Genomic DNA, 21,214 nt, shown 5'->3' with positions numbered 1-21,214 from the left:
CTATAAGATCATGAAAAAAAACACAATCGTTAGACATTGTTTTTCAAGGAAGTATATCTCCTTGTGTATATTCCTATTATTGGGGATAATAGGTGAAAAGGCTTTTGCGTATTCTGTTTGGGAAACATATGCGAATGAAACGGAAGGTATATATTTCTCTCTGCAAGAAAGTATTAAAATAACTGGAGTAGTAAAGGATAACAAAGGGGAACCAATTATTGGTGCCAACATTGTAGAACTGAATAAAAAGGGTAATGGTACTATTACAGATATTGATGGTAAGTTCACATTATCAGTTTCGAAAAATGCAGAAATAAGTATTTCATTTATTGGTTTTGATGAGAAAAAAATAAAGATAGGACAGCAAACTTCTTTCGATATTATATTAGAAGAATCCTCGCAATTTCTAGATGAAGTAGTGGTTGTAGGTATGAATAATAGACAGACTCGGCGCTCAGTGACAGGGGCTATATCTACAATTCAAACGAAAGAATTAAAACAGAGTCCTGTTGCAAATCTTAGTAATGCTTTGGCGGGTAAATTGCCAGGATTGATTACTGTACAGACTTCTGGACAGCCAGGCGAAGATGCGTCTTCTCTATTTATCCGTGGTGTCGGTACATATGGGACATCAAACCCGCTAGTTGTTATAGATGGTTTACCTCGTTCTCAAACAGATTTTAATCAGTTAGATGCTAATGAAATTGAGTCTGTAACAATTTTGAAGGATGCGTCTTCATCCTCTCTTTATGGTATACAAGGTGCTAATGGAGTTATTGTTGTGACTACTAAACGAGGAGTTGATCGTGAAAAACCGCTTATTTCTTTTACTGTTCAACAAGCGGTTCAGCAACCTATTCGTCTGCCCGAAACAATGAGTTCTTATGAGCAAGCTCTTTATTATAGAGATATGGATATGAATGATGGACAGACTGAACGCTATACGCCGGAAGTATTGGATATTATTAAAAATGGTTCAGATCCTTACTTATATCCTAACGTTAACTGGTTTGATGAAATTTTGAAGAAGAACTCTATGCAGAGCCAATATAATATCAATATATCAGGAAGTGCATTGGGAAAACTGCGATATTTTATTTCCGGAAGCTATGTAAATCAAGGGACTCTTTTGAAACATCAGGATATTTTTGAAAAGAATTATGGTGTAAAAAGTAAGTTTGATAGATATAATTTTCGTTCCAATGTTGATTTGGACGCAACTTCAATGCTGAATATACGTATTGATTTGGCCGGACGACTGGAAACTCGTGTTGGACCTGGTAGTGATTTTTCTAATGTGTTTAGTGTTATTACAACGCGTTCTCCGTCTTCTCAACCGGTATTTAATCCGGATGGAACATTGGGAGCTGGTAGCGCCCTTGAAATTCCTTTTCAGCAGAACCCTTATGGCATTGTTACTCAGAGTGGTTATTACACCAGGCATACAAATGTGATGTCAGGAACATTGTCGGCAAAACATAAATTAGATTTTATAACCAAAGGATTGAGTGCTCAGGTTTATTTTAGCTTTGAAAGCAATAACTATCAGCATACGACAAGATTACAATCATTTGATTCATTTTGGTATAAAGGCAAGGATGCTACTGGTGAAGCTATTTATCAACCACATAGTGTAAAATCTCGCTTATCGACTACTGACAGCCGTTGGGTGGAGCGTTATACTTATCTGGATGTACGTCTTAATTATGATAGAACTTTTGCGGAGAAACATCAAATTAGCGCACAACTTTTAGGAAATAGAACCTTACGTTCGCAAAATGCCGAACTCCCATATGCTTATCAAGGAATCAGTAGCCGTATTGCTTACAATTTTGATACTCGTTATTATTTAGAAGCCAATATTGGTTATAACGGTTCAGAAAATTTCCCTCCTAAAAAGCGTTATGGTTTTTTTCCTTCATTTTCTGCAGGATGGGTGTTGAGTGATGAAAAATTTATATCTTTACCATCATGGATCCAACTAATTAAATTAAGAGGATCTTATGGAACTGTGGGTAATGATAAAATTGGTGGACAACGTTGGCTGTATATTACGGAATTTACTCCTGGTGGAACTGCTATGGGAACCTATCAATTTGGAGTGTCTCCACAATCAGTAGCTGGATATAATGAGAGTAGAGTTGGTAATAAATTTGTTACTTGGGAGAAATCAGCGAAAGGTAACGTAGGCTTTGATTTGTCCTTATTTAAGGATAATGCTGTGCAGTTTACTTTTGATTACTTCTGGGAAAAAAGAAATAATATTTTGACTACTCCTGGAGATGTTCCTGATTATGTTGGTATAACTAATGTTGCTCCTAGGAATTCTGGTAAAGTAGAGAATAAAGGTATTGAGGCAGAGCTTCGTTTTAATAAGCGTATAAATAAAGATTTGTCAATTTTCGCTAATTTGCAAATGACTTATGCGCGTAATAAAGTTCTTGAGAATGATGAACCGATACCAGCTTTTGATTATCAAGATCTGAGAGGTTATGAAATTGGTTATGTACTTGGATATAAATCGGCGGGACTTTTTCAAGATGAAGAGGATATCAGAAATAGTCCAACACAAAGTTTTGGTACAGTAGTTCCTGGAGATATTAAGTATGTAGACACAAATAAAGATGGAGTTATTGATGCGTTTGATAGAGTACCTATTAAAGTGAATAATGTGCCTCGTAGTATGAGTGGACTATCATTAGGAGTGACCTATAAGAATTTTGATTTTAGTATGCTGATGAATGCATCGACAGGTGGAACTGCTTATTTATATACATATCCAAGTAGCAAAATCAATTTGGAGAGATGGACTGCTGAAAATAAGAATGCACGTATACCTGCTGCACATTCAACAACGAATAATACTGTTGTAACAGATCATTTTGTACAAAATACTGATTATATAAAATTAAGAAATGTAGAAATTGGATATACATTGCCTAAAAAGTTTTTGAGTTCATTGCGGATTTCTACAGCACGTATCTATTTGAATGGACAAAATTTGGCGGTTTGGGATAAGATGTGGTTGAAGGATCGCGATCCGGAGTCTGCAGGTGGTGCTGCATTGGCATATCCTTTACAGCGTGTATTTAATATCGGAATACACGTAGAGTTATAATTACTAATTATTATAATTAAAATAAAGTATAATTATGAAACTTATTAATTTTATTATAAAAAGCATGTGCGGATTTTCTATTTTAATTTCATTTGCTTCATGTGATGATTTTCTTGATAGAGATCCTAGTGACCGTATTACTGAGGAGGAAGTTTTTCAGAAAATACAAACTGCTGAAGAATACTTAAACAATGCTTATACATTTTTACCGGACTTCCAAACTTGTACAGAAGATTTGGGAGGACGCTATAAGTTAGGAGGCGGTACAGATGAAATCGGATATCAACAGACTGCTGGCGTTACGCAAACCCCCTATGATTTTAACAATGGGAACTGGAATGCGGCTCAATTTCCTATGCAACGTTCTTGGACTGATTTTTATGCTTGTATCAGACGTGCTAATGTTTTTATGAGTAATTATGATTTGATTCCTGATGAAGTTTCTACCGGCGGTACAAGTAACAGAAAGCAACGTTTGTTAGGAGAAGCTTATGGCCTGAGGGCATTTTACTATTTTCAGCTGTTTACCATGTGGGGTGGTGTACCTATAGTTGATAAACCTATTGATTTAGGAGAAACTACTGGTACGACTTTGACACGAGCTTCTGCTAGTGAAATAGTGGATTTTATTCTTCAAGATCTTGAAACGGCTGCTAGTATGTTACCGGCGAATCATGATGAAAGCCAATTGGGACGTTTTACTCAAACGATAGCAAAAGCTTTGGCTTCAAGGCTGACATTATATTATGCAAGTCAGTATTGGAATCCAGAAAATGACATTACAAAATGGCAAACGGCTGCAAGTACTGCAAAAGCTGCTATTGATTATGCTGAACAAAATGGTTATCGTTTGGCTGATAATTACGCTGATATTTTTTCTGCAACGGTTAATCCGGAAGTCATTTGGTGCAAAAACTCTGGTGGAAGTGAATGTGTTTGGTGGAATTGGTATGGTTTTCCTTTAGGATATGGAGGATGGTATGTAGATGGCCCTTTGCAGGAAATGGTAGATTCTTATGAGATGGCTGCAACAGGCGAGATCCCAGTATTAGGTTATGATGAGAATGATAACCAGATTATTAATCTGAAATCTGGATATGATCCAGTACATCCATTTGAAGGTAGAGATCCACGTTTTTATGTAAGTATCCTCTATCATGGGGCTCAATGGCAGGGAAGAGCGGTTGATGTATCTCCAACTGGACTAGATAATATTAATATAGGTGGTGTACCACGAGTTAATTATTTTACAAGAAAGTATTTATGGGAGCAACATAATTTGACGACTGGATCGGGGAATTCGTATCGAAGATTTGCAATTATTCGATTGGCAGAGCTTTATCTTAATTATGCGGAAGCACTGAATGAAGCAGAAGGCCCAACAGCAGAAGTCTATAATGCAGTTAATAAGATTCGTAGACGTGCTCAATTACTTGATTTACCGGCAAATCTGACTAAAGATGAGATGAGGAATAAGATCAGACAAGAAAGGCGTGTGGAACTGGCATTTGAAAATCACAGATTTTGGGATGTTAGACGTTGGAAAATTGCAGAAATAGTTGATAATAAAAAGGTGCATAAGATAACGGTAAATGCAGATGGAACATATAGTTATCCAGTATTTCAAAACCGTGTATTTGATAAGGCTAAACATTATTTATTTCCTATTCCTCAGTCTGAAATAGATAAAAATCGTAACTTAGTTCAGAATCCAGGATGGAATTAACAGAGATTGAATATTAGATTATAAGATAAAAATGACTTTATTTTGAAATAGATAATTATGAGAAAGAATTTTATATTTAAAATGAGTGTAGTATTCGTGATGGGTATTATGGCATTAGGTCAAGTATCATGTTCATCAAAGACTGAAACAAATGTAGATAAAGAAGGGGAGGCTTCTTCTGAGTCTCAAGGCGATGTGTTTTTTCAAACAAGAGGGATTATTCTTTCATGGGATGACGTCAAGAAACCAGAAGTTCTGGATTGGTTAAAACTTTCAGAAAATGCAGGTATTACTACTCTTAGTGTTTTTGGTGCTGACATATATTCTGCTGAATACCAGGAGTTCGTCTCAAAATGTCGTGAAAAGTCTATTGATATTGAATACCAAGAACATATGATGGCGACTTTGTTGCCAAGAGACTTGTTCAAGGAGCATCCAGCATATTTCCGTATGGATGAGAACGGTCAACGTACAGCAGATTTTAATTGTTGTCCTTCATCGGAAGAGGCTTTGAGTATAATAGCGGCTAATGCAAAAGTTGCCGCCCAAAAATGTACTTCTAGTAATAATAAATATTATTACTGGTTAGATGATGGCGGAAAGAGATGCCATTGCAAATTATGTGATAAATACAATGATAGTGATCAAGCTTTGTTGATAGAGAATCAGATAATAAGGGCTTTGAAAGAAGTTAATCCACAAGCAAAGTTGGCACATCTTGCTTATCAAGGTACTATTCCTGCACCGGAAATTGTAAAACCAGAGAATGATATTTTTTTGGAATTTGCTCCTTTTAATCGTCGTTGGGATAAGCCTTTGAGAGAACGTGATGCTATTCGGGATGGAATGACAATTACTCATGGTGAATATATTGATGCATTAGAGGCTAATTTAAAAGTCTTCCCTAAAGAAACGGCACAAGTTTTGGAATATTGGATGGATGTGTCTTTATTTAGTGACTGGAAAAAGCCAGCGGTACAATTACCTTGGAATAAAAATGTATTTCTTTCGGATATCAACACATATGCACATTATGGTATTCGTAATATTATTGCATATGCAGTTTATGTCGATGCTATATACTATGAAACCTATAAGAATGTCAATTTTGTACAAGAGTATGGTGATGGTCTGAAGAATTATCGTTTACCGGAATAAGATAAATGAATAGAATTACGAGTAGCAATGTATGCTACTTGTAATTCTACAATAAATAAGAAGCATAAAAAGAACTATGAGAAAGTTTTCTGTATTTTTAGGAATAATTTTATTTGTTCAGATCCTGTATAGTTGTACTTCTCCAATTATTCCTTATTCCATAGACGCGAAGAAAGAAGACCCTCCGCTAGAGACTCTGATCAATTGGGAGGGATGGTATACCATTAAGGCTATAAAACCATTTTTCGCTCCTTGGGATTATTTGGAGGATGAGACGGTATTTAGGTGTTTCTTTTCTTCACAATATTTTTATTTTAGTTTTAATGTAGCAGATGCCACTCCAATCATGTGTCGTGAGTTTGTTCAAGAGTCTGATGTTGAAGCTGAGGATCGTGTGGAAATCTTTTTTTCGGCTTCAAAAGATATGGGACAATATTATTGTATGGAGATAGATCCTAGCGGGCATGTTATGGATTATTCAGCTAGCTATTATAGAAAATTTGATTATGAATGGAATTTTAAGAGTCTGGAAATATGTTCCATAAAAGATGAAAAAGGGTATATCGTTGCAGGCAGACTGTCTGTTTCAGAACTTTTGGAATTGGGAATTGATTTAGAAGAGTTTTATATGGGAGTTTTCAGAGCAGATTTTACAACGCCTAATACGGTTATTTGGTATTCATCTGTGAGTATAAATGAGCCTAAACCAGATTTTCATAAACCCAATATCTTATTTCCTTGTATGAAAAAATAGTTATATCTTAAAAACTGATCGCTATGTATAGAAATACTTTTTTATCTGTTATGTTTCTTGCGTGTTGTTTTAATGGTAGTCTTTGTGCACAAAGTGATGCACAAATTTATGAAAGGACTTGTGATGCAAAGACTTATCCTTTTTCAGACCCATCTCCAGTTGCGACACCTAATAATTCTTATTATCCTTATTTCCGCTTTGATGGTTTTTCTATGCAAGCGCAGGAGAAGCAGTGGAAAATGGTTGTTTTGGAAAATGATTATGTGAAACTAACTGTAACTCCAGAAATCGGAGGGAAAATTTGGGGAGCCATAGACAAAGTTAATAATAAAGAATTTGTTTACACTAATGGAGTCGTGAAATTTCGTGATGTGGCAATGAGAGGACCCTGGACATCGGGAGGTATAGAATTTAATTTTGGTATTATTGGTCATGCTCCTACATGTAGTACTCCTATAGATTATCTTACAAAAAAGAATGTGGATGGTAGTGTTAGTTGTCATATATTTTCTTATGAGTGGATTACGCGTACAGTCTGGAATGTCGAAATTAATTTACCTAAGGACAAGGCTTATTTCACAACGCACACAACTTGGTTTAATCAGTCTTCTATTGATCAACCTTATTACCAATGGATGAATGCTGGTTATGCTACTAAAACTGGAACAAGATTTTATTATCCAGGTACTTATAGTATAGGACATTCGGGAGATTTGCATCCTTATCCGATTGATGAGGAGGGGCGAGATGTCTCGTGGTATGATAATAATAATTTTGGTGCTTCTAAATCTTTACATATAATAGGTGATTATAATGATTATTTTGGGATTTATTGGCATAATGAAAAACATGGTTCAGCTCATTACTCCAATTATGATGAGAAATTGGGGATGAAATTTTATCTTTGGAGTTTTTCACGTGAAGGGGCCATCTGGGAAGAACTATTGACTGATGATAGTGGGCAATATGCGGAACTACAATCTGGTAGAATGTATAATCAGCCAAGTGTGACCAGCGGTTTTACACCATTTAATCATAATGAGTTTGCTGCACAGATGACAGACCAATGGACTGAATATTGGTTTCCTATAGCCGAGATCGGTGGTCTTTCTCAAGCAAGTCCGCTAGGCGCTATATATGTAGAGCACTCTGAAAAAAATATTGAAGTTCATTTATCTGCTCTGAAAGATATTTGTACCGATATGGAAATTTACAATGACAGGCAATTATTGATGAAGATGCCTATAAAAGCTAAAATATTAACTCCTGAGTATTTTAATATACCTTTGCCTTTTGATATTCCGGAAGGAAAGCTCAGAATTATAATAGGGAATAAGGAATTGGTTTATTCAGAGATAAAAAATGATTATGAACTGAACCGTCCGAAAGAACTACCAGCTGATTTTGACTGGAATTCTACATATGGGCTTTATATGCAGGGTAAAGACTGGCTAAATCAGAAAATGTATGGAAATGCGGAAAAATATTTGAAAGCAGCTCTAGAGAAAGATGTATATTTTATTCCGGCATTGGTAAGCTTATCTTCATTGTATTATAAGAAAGGGATGTATCTTGATGCTTGTGAATTGGTAAAACGAGTGTTGAGTTTAGATACTTATCATGGAGAGGCCAACTATTTGTATGGATTATGTAGTCGTGCTATGGGAAATCTGGCAGATGCCAAAGATGGCTTTTCCGTGGCAACATTTTCTCCAGGTTTTCGTACGGCTGCTTATGAGCAGTTGGGTGAACTTTATATGAGAGAGGAAAATTGGGAAAAAGCTGAGCAATATGCATTAAAAAGTTTGGAGTATAATCAAATGAACTTATATGCGAAGCAGTTGCTGATTGTCCTTTACAGAAAAAGTAATCATGCGGAAAAAGCGTTGAGTGAAATAGAAAAAATGACAGAACAGTTGCCATTGCTACATTGGGTTCGATTTGAAGAGTATTTATTGGAAGCCTCGACTGCTGAAGAATTCAGTTCTCTTATTTGTAATGAGCTCTCTTTCGAGACTTATATGGAAATGGCTGTATGGTATGAGTCTATTGGCTGTCTGGATGAAGCTATTACACTTCTATCATTTGTAGATACTTATCCAATAGCTTTGTATCAGAAGGCCTATATATATCATTTGAAAGGGGATGAAAAGGGGGCAATGGTATTTTTGGATGAGGCTAATAAGAAGTCTCCTAAAATGGTGTTTCCTTTTCGTGCCCATACATTGAAAGTTTTGGAATGGGCAGCAGGTTTGTCTGATAATTGGAAAATAAGTTATTATCGTGGGCTGATTCAATGGAGTGTTGGCAATACATGTTGTGCTTTAAATTTATTGAATAGTTGCAAAGATGTTCCTGATTATGCTGCTTTTTATTTAAGTCGTGCTGAGTTGCGAAAGGATAAGTCTGGTTTGCCCGATTTGCTCATGGCTCAAAAACTTGATCAATCATGGAGAACACAGTACTATTTATTAAATTATTATGTTGATCATGAGCAATGGGCAGAGGCTGTAAAAGTGGGAAGGAATGCTTATAAGAGATATCCAGATAACTATTATATTGGATTAAAATATGCAATGGCTCTTTGTGAGAGTGGACAGTATATGGCTAGTCTCAATTGTCTGAAGAAGTTACAGGTACTTCCTTATGAGGGATCGTATATTGGACGTGATATTTATCGCAGGGCTTGTCTGTATCAAGCTATGAAAGAATGGGAAGATGGTAGGTATGCCAAAATGTTAACAATGATAGAGAAAACACAAGAATGGCCGGAGAACTTGGGGGTAGGAAAGCCTGATGAGGAGTTGATAGATACTCGCTTGGAAGACTATATGGCAGCTATTGCGTATGTAGAACAAGGGCAAAGTATGCAAGCAGATAAATTGTTCTCTCAAATTGCAAGTAGCAATATGTCTGAAGCTTATTTTGACTCAAATAACCTTTTGGTTGTGCTGGCATTGCGTAACTTAGGAAAAGTTGACATGGCAGATAGTCTTGTGAATGAATGGAAAGTTAAACATGTACATAATGAAATAGCTCAGTGGTGTATATTGGTTTATAATAATGAAAAGAAAAAGGCAACAGAGATACTTAATAAGTATGAAGAAACGGAAGAAATTGCTCCATGGAATGTTGGTTATAGGGATTATAACTTTAAATTGATAAGAAAATTGAGTCGTATATTGAAAAAATAAAATTCTAACCTTGTTTATTATATAATAAGAATGCAATGTGTATTTTCGTAACTATATGTTTTTTGCTCTTTTTCTGGCTTATACCTATTTCTTTATATGCAGATAATGAGATTCATCTGACATTGATACCTCCTGCTATTGTAACGAATCAAGTTGATCTTGATATTCGTGGAGGAGTTGTAAATAAGAGCAGTCAAGAGCAAATGTATATTGTTTCATTGTATTGGAATAAAGAAGATGATGAACATCTGATATGTCGTTCTACTTTCAAACTTTTGCCCGGTCAGTCAAAGACTGTTTGTTCTATTGTAGATACAGAAAAGAGGATAGGCCAAAATCGAGTAATCTTTAAGGTTAAAAGTCAAAATAAGCTATATAGGAAAGTTAAGGATATTGAAATTTGTAAGTCCGATATTCGTTCTACTCAGAGACTTTCTGGTGCTTGGACTGGCATCTATCACTGGAGTGAGACTGAGGGAAAATATTGGAACAAAAAACTTCAGGAAATGACGGATAGCCATTGGGGCGAGATGGTGAGAGCCATGGATAAGTTGAATATGAATATTATCGTTATTCAGGAGGTTTTTCGCAATGAAGAATATGCAGGCAAACATTCTGTAAATGTCACAAATTATACTGGTAAAGCCTTTTATCCTTCAAATCTGTATCCGGGACGGATGGATATCAAGGCTGATGATCCTATTGAGGCTATATTGACAGAGGCAGATAGGAGAAATATGAATGTATTTCTAGGAATTGGCATGTTTGCTTGGTTTGATTTTACTACTGAATCTCTAGAATGGCATAAACGAGTGGCTAAAGAGCTTTGGGAAAAGTATGGACATCACGAGTCCTTTTATGGGTTTTATATTTCGGAAGAGAGTGGAGGAGGGCTAGATAATTGGGAAAAGAGTCCGTTGATGAGAAAGAAGAGGAAGGAGGATATTGTAACCTTCTTTAAAGAGTTTAAGGCCTACTGTAATACTTTTGCACCAGGGAAACCTATGATGCTGGCTACCAATAGTTTTGATATTCCTAATGGAATGGATACTTATCCGGACTTATTGAAGCATCTGGATATATTATGTCCATTTGGATTTGCTAGAATGCCTAAAGAAGATTTAAAAGGACTTGAAGCTGCAAATTTATTACAAAAAGTATGTGATGAAGCGAAAGCTCATTTATGGTTTGATTTGGAGGCTTTTTTATTCAACCAGGATAATTCATTATATCCTCGGCCTATAGATGGAATCATTCAAGACTTAAATCAATTTGAGAATTTTGAGACTATTTTGTGTTATCAGTTTCCTGGTGTATTTAATGATCCGGAAATGTCTGTCTGTATAGGTGAAAAAGAGACAATTGATTTGTTTAACGGATACTTGGACTATTTGAACGAACAAAAAAAAGAAGGTAAAGACAAGATTGTTTCCGAAGTAAAGCCAATTACCGGTACATGGATAAATCTAGCTTATCAGGATGTACGTAATAAATATACCAATCTGCAATATTTTGACAATACTGACCCTGGAATGTGGGAACAGAAGGTGAAGGAATTATCAGATATGGGGATGGAATATTTAGTTTTTATGGCAGTAGCTAATGAAGGGGAAGCCTATTATCCTTCAAAACTAATGCCGTGGGCGTATTCTGAGAATAGAAAAAGCCCGGTGGATGCCATTATGGATGCGGCAGCTCGACTAGGCATGAAGGTTTTTATGAGTATTGGCTGGGCTAAAGACCAGGATGATAATTTACGCGATCCGGTGATTCAGCAAAGGCAATTGGATATGATGAAGGAGTTGGCGTCCATATATAGGACACATAAAGCGCTTTATGGATGGTATTTACCGGTTGAGGATTGCTTGTGTCCTATACTTTCTGAGCATGCTGTGAATGCGGTCAATGCTTTGGCAGAGCAGGCGCGTAGATTGACTCCGAATAAGAAAATTCTGATTTCTCCTTATGGCATGGTCGATTCTGATTTTGATGATCCGGAATATGAAAGGCGGTTGTCTAGGCTAAAGGTAGATGTCATAACCTATCAAGATGAAGTGGGATGTGTGAGGGAAAAGTTTCCTTTGGTCCGCTTGAAGGAAAACTGGCAAAAGCTGCGGACTATTCATGATAAACTGAATATTGCCTTATGGGCGAACTGTGAAACGTTTACGTGGGAAGATGAGCTTAACGACCGCACTTCTGCTTTGATTCCGGCTGCCTATTCACGCTTACTTTCTCAGCAAGCAGCAGCATCGGCAGCGGGAGTGGAGAATATTGTTTCTTTCATGTTTTGTGGCATCATTGAGAATCCGATGTCATCTTTTCAGTTAGGACAACCTATTTGGTCCAATTGTACTTTTCAGAACTATATGGATTGGAAGCGGGGTACGAGATATTGGAAATTGCTTGAAGCTTCTTTCCTTGATAAATTGGCTAATGGTGCGACACCTGAGATGATAAGGGACGAAAAGACTCCATCGGCATTATTGGATGGCTTGATTGCTGAGGAAAACACCGGAGACAGTTGTTGGATAATCTTTAATAAGGGATATCATGAGCTGCAGGTTGATTTGCAAAAGGAAATGGAGCTCCATGACGTTTTACTGCGTATGTTAAATTATAGGCCGGGAGGTATTAGACTGCCCTCGAAAGTCTATTTATATGCTTCACTAGATGGAGACTCGTATCGTTTATTATCTATTAAAGACACTCCTTCCTTCCAGAATGCCAAGCATGATGCCTGGATTGACGGAGTCTTGTTTGAAGGTATAGATGTCAATACCCGCTATCTCAAAGTTGCTTTTGAGGCAGATACGCCGGTGTATATGGATGAATTATTTGTTAATCCAGTAATCAGATAATAGGAAAGCCTCCCGATATTTTAGTGCATATTGGGAGGCCTTCTTTATTATCTCTATTTTTTTATCAGTCGAACAGACTCTTGAACTTCTTGAATATTTTCTCCTTAATCGAAGTATTTGGCTTGAAGTTATCCGATTCTTCCATCTCCTCCAGCGCCTTCTTCTCATCCTTGTTCAGCGTTTCGGGTACGTATACGCTGACATTTACCAGCAAATCTCCCGTGCCGTATCCGTTCACGTTGGGTAAACCTTTGCCGCGCAGGCGGAGCACTTTTCCCGGTTGCGTACCTGAGTCAATTTTTACTTTCACCTTTCCATCAATCGTGGGAATTTCTACCGCACCACCCAAGGCTGCTGTCGGGAAGCTGAGGAGCAGATTGTAAATCAAGTCGTTTTCATCGCGTATCAAGTTCGGGTCTTGTTCTTCCTCTACAAGAATCAGCAAGTCTCCCGGCACGCCGTTGTGCTTGCCTGCGTTTCCTTTTCCTCCCATAGAGAGTTGCATACCTTCTGCAACGCCTTTCGGAATTTTTACGGTTACTACTTCTTCACCGTATACAATGCCTTCACCGGCACACTCCTTACACTTGTTCTTGATGATTTTGCCCTCACCGCCACACGTCGGGCAGGTGGTTCTTGTCTGCATGGTGCCGAGTATGGTTTGCTGGTTACGGATTACCGTGCCGCTGCCGTTACAAGTCGGGCAGGTCTCTGAACCACCGTCACCTTCGGCTCCCGTACCATGACAGTGGGTACAAGGCACGTATTTCTTCAGTTTGAATTTCTTTTCCACGCCGGTAGAGATTTCCTTGAGGTTCAGTTTCACCTTGACACGCAGGTCCGAACCACGGTAACGGCGTTGTTGTTGTGCTCCACCGCCTCCGCCGAAACCTCCAAAACCGCCGAAACCTCCTCCACTGTGTCCGCCAAAGATGTCACCGAACATGGAGAAGATGTCGTCCATGGACATGCCTCCACTGAAGCCGCCGAACGGACCACCATTACCGGCGGCACCACCCAGTCCGGCATGACCGAACTGATCGTAGCGGGCACGCTTGTCCGGATTGCTTAGTACGTCGTATGCCTCTGCCGCTTCCTTGAATTTCTCTTCGGCTGTTTTGTCGCCCGGATTCTTGTCCGGATGATATTGGATGGCTTTCTTGCGATAGGCTTTCTTTATTTCTTCTACCGTTGCTGTCTTTTCGACTTCCAATACTTCGTAGTAATCTCTTTTTTCCATACAGTTTTATGTTATTCTCCGACTACCACTTTGGCATGACGGATCACTTTGTCGTTTAGGATGTAACCGGTTTGTACACAGTCCAGAATTTTGCCTTTCAATGCTTCATTGGGTGCCGGAATCACGGCGATGGCTTCGTGATAGTCTGTATCGAGCGGTTGTTCCTTTGTCTCTATTACCTTAACGCCGTTTTGTCCCAATACAGACATGAATTTGTTGTAGATAAGTTCAACGCCTTCTTTTACGGCAGCTACGTCGGTGGCTGTCTCCATGTTTTTGAGGGCGCGTTCAAAGTCATCCACAATGGGTAGGATACTGCTGATACTCTTTTCACCACCGTTCAGGATGAGTTCTGCTTTCTCCTTCATGGTACGTTTGCGGTAATTGTCAAACTCGGCAGACAAGCGCAGGTATTTGTCCTTCTGCTCTTCAATCTGTTCATTGGCCTTTTCCAGTTCCTGGGCGAGCTTTTCTTCTTCTGTCAGGGGAGCTTCGTTTTCTTGTGAAGTTTCTTGTCCGACAGTTTCTTCGTCACATTCGTTAGGAGTAGCTTGAGTTTTCAGCTCCTCTTCCTGGTTGTTTTCTTTTTCTTTCGGATTCATATTGTTATGCTTATTATTCTTGTAAAATGATTTAGCTTTCATTGCTGTTAAGGGTTTAAGTTAATACGATATTAGTGCTCCAGCAAAAACTTTGCCAAAACGGATATTTTTGCCGAAAACGCTGCAAAGGTAATACTTTTATGTCAGATTGACAGCGCTTCTCTGTGTCTATTCATGGAAAAATAACTATCTTTGCACTCGCAATTCGCAGACTAATAGGTATTAAATAGTAAATTGTAAATAAATAAATCGTAAATATAAAGATGATTACAGTCTCTAATGTCTCAGTACAGTTTGGTAAAAGAGTGTTGTTCAATGACGTAAACCTGAAGTTTACAAGTGGTAACTGTTATGGTATCATCGGTGCCAACGGCGCCGGAAAATCTACTTTCCTGAAAACGATTTCCGGGGAGCTGGACCCTACGACGGGCTCCATCATGCTGGCTCCGGGAGAGCGTCTTTCCGTTTTGAGCCAGGACCACTTTAAGTGGGATGCTTTTACGGTGATGGACACGGTGATGATGGGACACACGGTGTTGTGGGATATCATGAAGCAGCGTGAAGTGCTGTATGCCAAAGAGGATTTCACAGACGAGGATGGGCTGAAGGTTTCCGAATTGGAAGAGAAATTTGCCGAGTTGGACGGCTGGAATGCCGAAAGCGATGCTGCCGCCTTGTTGAGTGGTTTGGGTATCAAGGAAGACAAGCATTATCTGTTGATGGGTGAGTTGAACAACAAAGAAAAGGTGCGTGTCATGCTGGCGCAAGCTCTCTATGGAAATCCTGATAACTTGCTGCTGGACGAGCCTACCAATGACTTGGATATGGAGACCGTGACTTGGCTGGAAGAGTACCTCTCCAACTTTGAGCATACGGTGCTGGTGGTAAGCCACGACCGTCACTTCCTCGACTCCGTTTGTACGCATACGGTGGACATCGACTACGGAAAGATTAACCTCTTTGCCGGTAACTATAGCTTCTGGTACGAGTCCAGCCAGCTGGCGCTCCGTCAGCAGCAGAACCAGAAGGCAAAGGCCGAGGAGAAGAAGAAAGAGCTGGAAGAGTTTATCCGCCGATTCAGTGCCAATGTGGCAAAGAGCAAGCAGACTACCAGCCGCAAGAAGATGTTGGAGAAACTGAATGTAGAAGAAATCAAGCCGTCATCACGTAAGTATCCGGGCATCATCTTTACGCCCGAACGCGAACCGGGTAATCAGATTCTGGAAGTTTCCGGTTTGACGAAAACGCTGGAAGATGGTACGGTGCTGTTCCGCGACGTCAACTTCAACGTAGAGAAGGGAGACAAGATTGTATTCCTTTCGCACGACCCGCGTGCCATGACCGCCCTGTTCGAGATTATCAACGAGAATATGAAACCGGATGCAGGTACTTTCAACTGGGGTGTGACTATCACCACCGCTTACCTGCCGCTGGACAATACTGCATTCTTTAATACAGACCTGAATCTGGTGGACTGGTTGAGCCAGTTCGGTGAAGGCAATGAAGTCTATATGAAGAGCTTCCTGGGACGTATGCTGTTCTCCGGCGAGGAGGTGCTGAAGAAAGCAAGCGTATTGTCGGGAGGTGAGAAGATGCGTTGCATGATTGCACGTATGCAGCTGCGCAATGCCAATTGCTTGATTCTGGATACACCTACCAATCACCTCGACTTGGAGTCTATCCAGGCATTCAACAATAATCTAAAGACCTATAAAGGCAATATCCTTTTCTCATCCCACGACCACGAGTTCATTCAGACGGTTGCCAACCGTATCATCGAATTGACTCCGAACGGTATTATCGACAAGATGATGGAGTATGACGAATACATCACTTCAGACCACATCAAGGAGTTGCGTGCACGTATGTACGCAACAAAGTGATAACGGAAGCTAAGGACTAAATAAGCATATTTTAAATCGTTCCATCATGAGGAAAAAATCGTTCCACCATGGTGGAACGATTTTTTCACCACGGTGGAACGATATTTCTGCCATGATGGAACGATTCTTCTTTCATATCTTTTTTGTTTAATAAAGGCTTGTGCGATATTGAAAAAAAGAAGAAGGTGTGTTAGAATGATTTTTAGCTATCATTCTGACACACCTTCTTTTGCTATTAAAAGAGTCTCTTTGTTCTTATTAAGGCGGGGAATAGTCTGAGTTATTGTTTCTCCTTATATATAATTTTGCCTTGGCTTTCGCCGAAAAGGTTGTCGCCTAGCGTGGTAATCTTATTCCCCGTGGCAAGCACATAGCGCAGGTTGTCGCATCCCATAAATGCTCCGTACTCAATGGCGGTTACACTGGCAGGAAGCACCAGCGTGCCGCACAAACGGCCGCAGCCACTGAATGCACGCTGTCCGATGCTTCTAAGTTCTTGCGGGAGCCGTACGTTCAGCAGATACTTCTTTTGGGTGAAAGTATAGTCGGGAATTGCAGTGGCATTACTGTTGGTCATGTCGATGGAAACCAGATTGGGCATATAGTCGCGTATCAATGTGAAGTCGGCTTCGTCCATTTTTCCTTCAACGGTCAGAAAGTTAACGTCTTTGGGCTGAAATCCGGCTCTTAACAGTTCGCTGGCAAGGCTGCCCATTTTACCAATCTGCACATTTACTGTCAGTGGTTCTCCTTCAATGAATGCAAAGGTCTCCCATTTCTTTTTGGTACGATAGGAGTCACTGCATCCCAATGGAACAAATATGGCTGTAACGCTATCGGCCAATGCTTCGGACAACAGATTGGGAGCCGTTTTCTTCCGTATCTGGCATATCTTGAGATTTTTGCATCCCTTAAAGGCAGCATCTTCGATGTTCTTGGTCTTGTCGGAAAGGATAATCCTGGTCAGCGTCTCCTTACCTACAAATGTACTGTCGTCCATTTGCTTGCAGAAGGCATATGCCGGAATGCAATTGGCAGGATATACATAAAAACGGTTTGGATAAGTCCCGTTCTTGCCTGCATACATGCTGATGGAGGCATTGGAAATGTCCAGCAGTTGCAGGTTTTTGAATTCATCCCGTAGATGCCTGAAATCTACGGCATTCAGCTTGCCCTGCAGGGTCAGTTGGGTGATTTCATTGGCTTCCGCTTCTGTCATCAGTTCCACCAGGGTGCCAGGTTTGGCCACGTAGTATCTTTTGGATTTTTGTGCCGAGGCATTCAGCATTAACGCCAGTCCGGCAACGGCTAAAAGTATTTTTCTTAGTTTCATGTTTGTCGATTCCAGATTGATTTTTCAAATATAAGAAGAAACCGGCAGGAATACATGAAGTTTTTTCTTTTTATTATTATTTTTGTCGGATATTAATCAAAATGAGATACAAATGGAGACGGAAGAAACAGTGAAGGAAGAGTGTGTTGCTATGAGTAAAACAAAACGTATTTGGCTGGCATTCGTTGATATAGTACTGTTTACTGTACTTTTTATGATTTTTCTGTTTTTGTTTGCCATACCTTTTGCGATTGCTTTCCCTGAGTTGAAGACACAAGCTGGTGGGATGAGCGTCTATTTAATGATGTTGAATGAAGTCTTGATGTTGGCCAGTGGGCTTATTGCCGCTTGTATGGTGCTGGGCTTTAGGAAGCTTCCTTTTTCGGGCTTGGGCTTGTCTTTGAAGGGATGGGGTAGAAGCCTGCTGAACGGAGCTTTGTTTGTCGTGTTCTTGTATGCAGTTGGTTTTGGCTTGTCTTTATTGTTGGGGGCTGTGGAAGTGGCAGGGGTCTTGTTTTCTCCCATTTCGTTGTTGTCGAGTCTTTTGCTTTATTTTTTAGTGGCAGTTACGGAAGAAGTTATTGGACGCGGTTTCATTTTAGGGCGTATGCTGGATGGAGGCGTCAATAAGTTTGTGGCATTGCTTATCTCTGCGGTGTTATTTTCGTTGATGCATCTTTTCAATCCCAGCTTTGCCTTCGTCCCGTTTTTGAATATCATGCTGGCGGGTTGTTTCTTGGGAGCTTCCTATATATACACGCGTAACCTCTGTTTCCCCATTGCCTTGCATTGGTTCTGGAACTGGATTCAAGGTTCTGTTTTGGGATATAAAGTCAGTGGAAATGAATTTAGCAATAAGAATCTGCTGATTCTTCACTTTCCGGAAGAAAATCTGATAAATGGAGGAACTTTCGGGTTCGAAGGCTCTATTCTGTGTTCACTACTTTTAGTGCTTGGTACAGTAATTATCTTAAGACACTATTATAAGGGATTAGTGATTAGGGATTAATGATTAATGATTAATGATTAATACGGAAACCATTAACCACTAACCATTAATCACTAATCCCTAATCACTAATTCTGTTCCACTCCTTTCATTGTCAGCTGTATGCGTTTCCGGTCCATATCTATGCTGAGTACCTTTACGCGTATATGTTGATGAATGGACACTACTTCATTAGGGTCTGATATGAATCTGTCGGCGAGTTGGGAGAGGTGTACCAGTCCGTTTTCCTTGATGCCTATATCGACAAATGCGCCGAAGTTGGTGATGTTTCCTACGATGCCGGGCAATTCCATGCCTTCGCGCAGGTCGCTGATGGTGCGCACGTTCTTATCAAATTCAAATATTTTTATCGGTCCGCGTGGGTCACGTCCGGGCTTGTCCAGCTCTTGCAGGATGTCTTTCAGTGTCGGCATGCCCACGGTGGGGGAGAGGTAGCGTTCCGGATTAATCTTCAGACGCAGCTCCCGGTTGGCTATCAGCTCGGCTACGCTGCAACCCAAGTCCTTTGCCATTTGTTCTACGATGCAATAGCTTTCCGGGTGTACGGCAGTATTGTCCAGCGGATTCTTTGCCTGCGGAATGCGTAGGAAGCCGGCACATTGCTCAAACGCCTTGGCACCCATACGAGGTACTTTCATCAGTTCCTTGCGCGAGGTGAAGGCACCGTTTTCGGCACGATAGTTCACAATGTTCTGTGCCAGTTGCGGCCCCAATCCCGAGATGTAGGTCAGCAGATGGCTGCTTGCGGTGTTCAGGTTGACACCTACCAAGTTTACACAGTTTTCTACGGTCTGGTCCAGTGATTTTTTCAGCTTGGTTTGGTCCACATCATGCTGGTATTGCCCCACACCAATAGATTTCGGGTCAATCTTTACCAACTCTGCCAGCGGGTCCATCAGTCGTCTGCCTATGGACACAGCACCGCGTACGGTGACGTCGTAGTCGGGAAACTCGTCCCGTGCGATTTTAGAGGCCGAATAGATGGAAGCTCCCTGCTCGCTGACGATGAATATTTGTATGTCGCGGTTGAAGCGCTGATGTTTCAAGAACTCCTCCGTCTCGCGGCTGGCAGTTCCGTTACCTATGGCAACGGCATCTATCTTATAAGACTCTATCATCATTTGCAGCTTGGCAAATGCCTCTTTCTGCTTGCTGACCGGAGGGTGGGGGTAGATGTTCTCATTGTGGAGCAGATTTCCTTGTGCATCGAGGCACACAACTTTACAACCCGTACGAAATCCGGGGTCTATACCCATCACACGCTTTTGCCCCAGTGGTGAAGCCAGCAACAACTGACGGAGGTTTTCGGCAAATACCTTGATGGCTTCCTCATCAGCACGTTCCTTACTTTGCGTGGCGAATTCCGTCTCTATGGATGGCTTCAATAGGCGTTTGTAGGAATCCTGCACGGCTTCCGCCACTTGCTGTCCGCAGGGGTTGTTGCTCCGCACGAATTGGCGTTCCAGCCGTTCCACGCACTCCTCATCGTCTGGGCTGATGCTGACTTTCAGCAGGCCTTCCGCTTCGGCACGCCGGATGGCGAGCAGGCGGTGGGAGCTGCATCGCTTCAACGATTCGGAGCAATCGAAGTAGTCGCGGTATTTGGTCGCTTCCTCTTCTTTGCCTTTCACCACCTTGGCGGTCAGTGTGCCTTGGCGGGCAAATGCGTTGCGCACGCTGTTTCGGGCACGTTCGTCTTCGCTAACATGCTCGGCTATGATGTCACGGGCACCTTTCAGTGCATCTTCCACGTTCTTCACGTCTCCTTTCACGTAACTGGCGGCGCGTTCCTCCGGATGAGGTTCACGTTGCAGCATCAGCAAGGTGGCGAGGGGTTCTAGTCCTTTTTGGCGAGCTGCTTCGGCACGTGTTTTCCGTTTGGGCTTGTAGGGGAGGTAGATGTCCTCCAGTAGGGTATTGTCCCAAGTCTCCTCGATACGTTTCTGAAGTTCGGTGGTCAGTTTACCTTGTTCCTGTATGGTGTTCAGGATGGTTTCTTTACGTTTGGCGATTTCGTTCAGCTTTTCGTAGTGGGTCTTTATGGATTCAATCTGCACTTCGTCCAGTCCTCCCGTCACTTCTTTTCGGTAGCGGCTGATGAAGGGGATGGTGGCACCATCGTTCAGCAATCCGAGGGTCTGTACTATTTGTTTCTCTGATATGCCGAGGGCGGCAGATATCATGCGGTGGAAATGTTGTATCATCGGTTCTCTCTTTTTATAATGGATGCCAAAAGTACGAAAAACAATCGTCGTACGAAAATAAACCCCATATTCTTGGAAAAATCATTTATTATTGCGAAGTTTGTCAACTATAACGAACTAATAAACAATAAAT

At 40.6% G+C, this 21,214-nt stretch carries 12 protein-coding genes; 8 read left to right on the top strand and 4 right to left on the bottom strand.

From position 1 onward, the window contains the following. The first annotated feature begins 10 nt into the window (after nucleotides 1–10). The 6 genes from DWY55_RS04440 to DWY55_RS22570 all read left to right on the top strand — a co-directional run bounded on the left by DWY55_RS04440 (nucleotide 11) and on the right by DWY55_RS22570 (nucleotide 12,811). Nucleotides 11–3,118: a SusC/RagA family TonB-linked outer membrane protein gene (locus tag DWY55_RS04440; RefSeq protein WP_005827922.1), complete on the top strand. Its 3,108-nt coding sequence runs from the start codon at nucleotides 11–13 to the stop codon at nucleotides 3,116–3,118. A gap of 34 nt (nucleotides 3,119–3,152) precedes the next feature. Then, nucleotides 3,153–4,844 (top strand): RagB/SusD family nutrient uptake outer membrane protein, encoded by a 1,692-nt coding sequence (locus DWY55_RS04435; protein WP_005827924.1) that lies wholly within the window; start codon nucleotides 3,153–3,155, stop codon nucleotides 4,842–4,844. A 57-nt stretch (nucleotides 4,845–4,901) separates the two neighbouring features. Next, entirely contained in the window at nucleotides 4,902–6,002 is a 1,101-nt protein-coding gene (locus DWY55_RS04430) for a DUF4838 domain-containing protein (RefSeq protein ID WP_005827926.1), read from the top strand. 76 nt (nucleotides 6,003–6,078) lie between these two features. Next, nucleotides 6,079–6,756: a hypothetical protein gene (locus DWY55_RS04425; protein ID WP_005827928.1), complete on the top strand. Its 678-nt coding sequence runs from the start codon at nucleotides 6,079–6,081 to the stop codon at nucleotides 6,754–6,756. 23 nt (nucleotides 6,757–6,779) lie between these two features. Next, nucleotides 6,780–9,950 carry a DUF5107 domain-containing protein gene (locus tag DWY55_RS04420; protein ID WP_080545837.1) on the top strand — a complete coding sequence of 1,057 codons (3,171 nt, stop codon included), beginning with the start codon at nucleotides 6,780–6,782 and terminating at the stop codon, nucleotides 9,948–9,950. A 35-nt stretch (nucleotides 9,951–9,985) separates the two neighbouring features. After that, nucleotides 9,986–12,811, top strand: a complete 2,826-nt coding sequence (locus DWY55_RS22570; RefSeq protein WP_005827931.1) for a DUF4434 domain-containing protein — start codon at nucleotides 9,986–9,988, stop codon at nucleotides 12,809–12,811. A gap of 64 nt (nucleotides 12,812–12,875) precedes the next feature. On the opposite strand, the gene dnaJ is transcribed toward DWY55_RS22570, so the two are convergent. Both dnaJ and DWY55_RS04405 read right to left on the bottom strand, forming a co-directional pair. After that, complete coding sequence (gene dnaJ / locus DWY55_RS04410) at nucleotides 12,876–14,051, bottom strand: molecular chaperone DnaJ (protein WP_005827932.1); 1,176 nt, start codon at nucleotides 14,049–14,051, stop codon at nucleotides 12,876–12,878. A gap of 11 nt (nucleotides 14,052–14,062) precedes the next feature. Further along, nucleotides 14,063–14,695: a nucleotide exchange factor GrpE gene (locus DWY55_RS04405; RefSeq protein WP_005827933.1), complete on the bottom strand. Its 633-nt coding sequence runs from the start codon at nucleotides 14,693–14,695 to the stop codon at nucleotides 14,063–14,065. A 221-nt stretch (nucleotides 14,696–14,916) separates the two neighbouring features. On the opposite strand from DWY55_RS04405, the gene DWY55_RS04400 reads away from it, so the two are divergent. Next, entirely contained in the window at nucleotides 14,917–16,536 is a 1,620-nt protein-coding gene (locus DWY55_RS04400) for an ABC-F family ATP-binding cassette domain-containing protein (protein WP_005827934.1), read from the top strand. A 280-nt stretch (nucleotides 16,537–16,816) separates the two neighbouring features. On the opposite strand, the gene DWY55_RS04395 is transcribed toward DWY55_RS04400, so the two are convergent. Beyond that, the gene (locus tag DWY55_RS04395; protein WP_005827936.1) at nucleotides 16,817–17,869 is read right to left on the bottom strand and encodes a leucine-rich repeat domain-containing protein; all 1,053 of its coding nucleotides are present in this window, start codon (nucleotides 17,867–17,869) and stop codon (nucleotides 16,817–16,819) included. A 112-nt stretch (nucleotides 17,870–17,981) separates the two neighbouring features. Here DWY55_RS04395 and DWY55_RS04390 point away from each other — a divergent pair, with 112 nt between their 5' ends. Further along, complete coding sequence (locus DWY55_RS04390) at nucleotides 17,982–18,878, top strand: CPBP family intramembrane glutamic endopeptidase (RefSeq protein ID WP_005827938.1); 897 nt, start codon at nucleotides 17,982–17,984, stop codon at nucleotides 18,876–18,878. Nucleotides 18,879–18,945: 67 nt separating this feature from the next. On the opposite strand, the gene DWY55_RS04385 is transcribed toward DWY55_RS04390, so the two are convergent. Further along, nucleotides 18,946–21,081: a Tex family protein gene (locus tag DWY55_RS04385; protein WP_009036856.1), complete on the bottom strand. Its 2,136-nt coding sequence runs from the start codon at nucleotides 21,079–21,081 to the stop codon at nucleotides 18,946–18,948. Nucleotides 21,082–21,214: the final 133 nt, after the last annotated feature.

This window comes from Bacteroides sp. AF25-38AC (assembly GCF_003602995.1).
In the GTDB taxonomy this organism is placed as follows: domain Bacteria; phylum Bacteroidota; class Bacteroidia; order Bacteroidales; family Bacteroidaceae; genus Bacteroides; species Bacteroides uniformis.
Note: the sequence above shows the minus strand (reverse complement) of the source record. Positions and strands in the feature narration are given on the sequence as shown.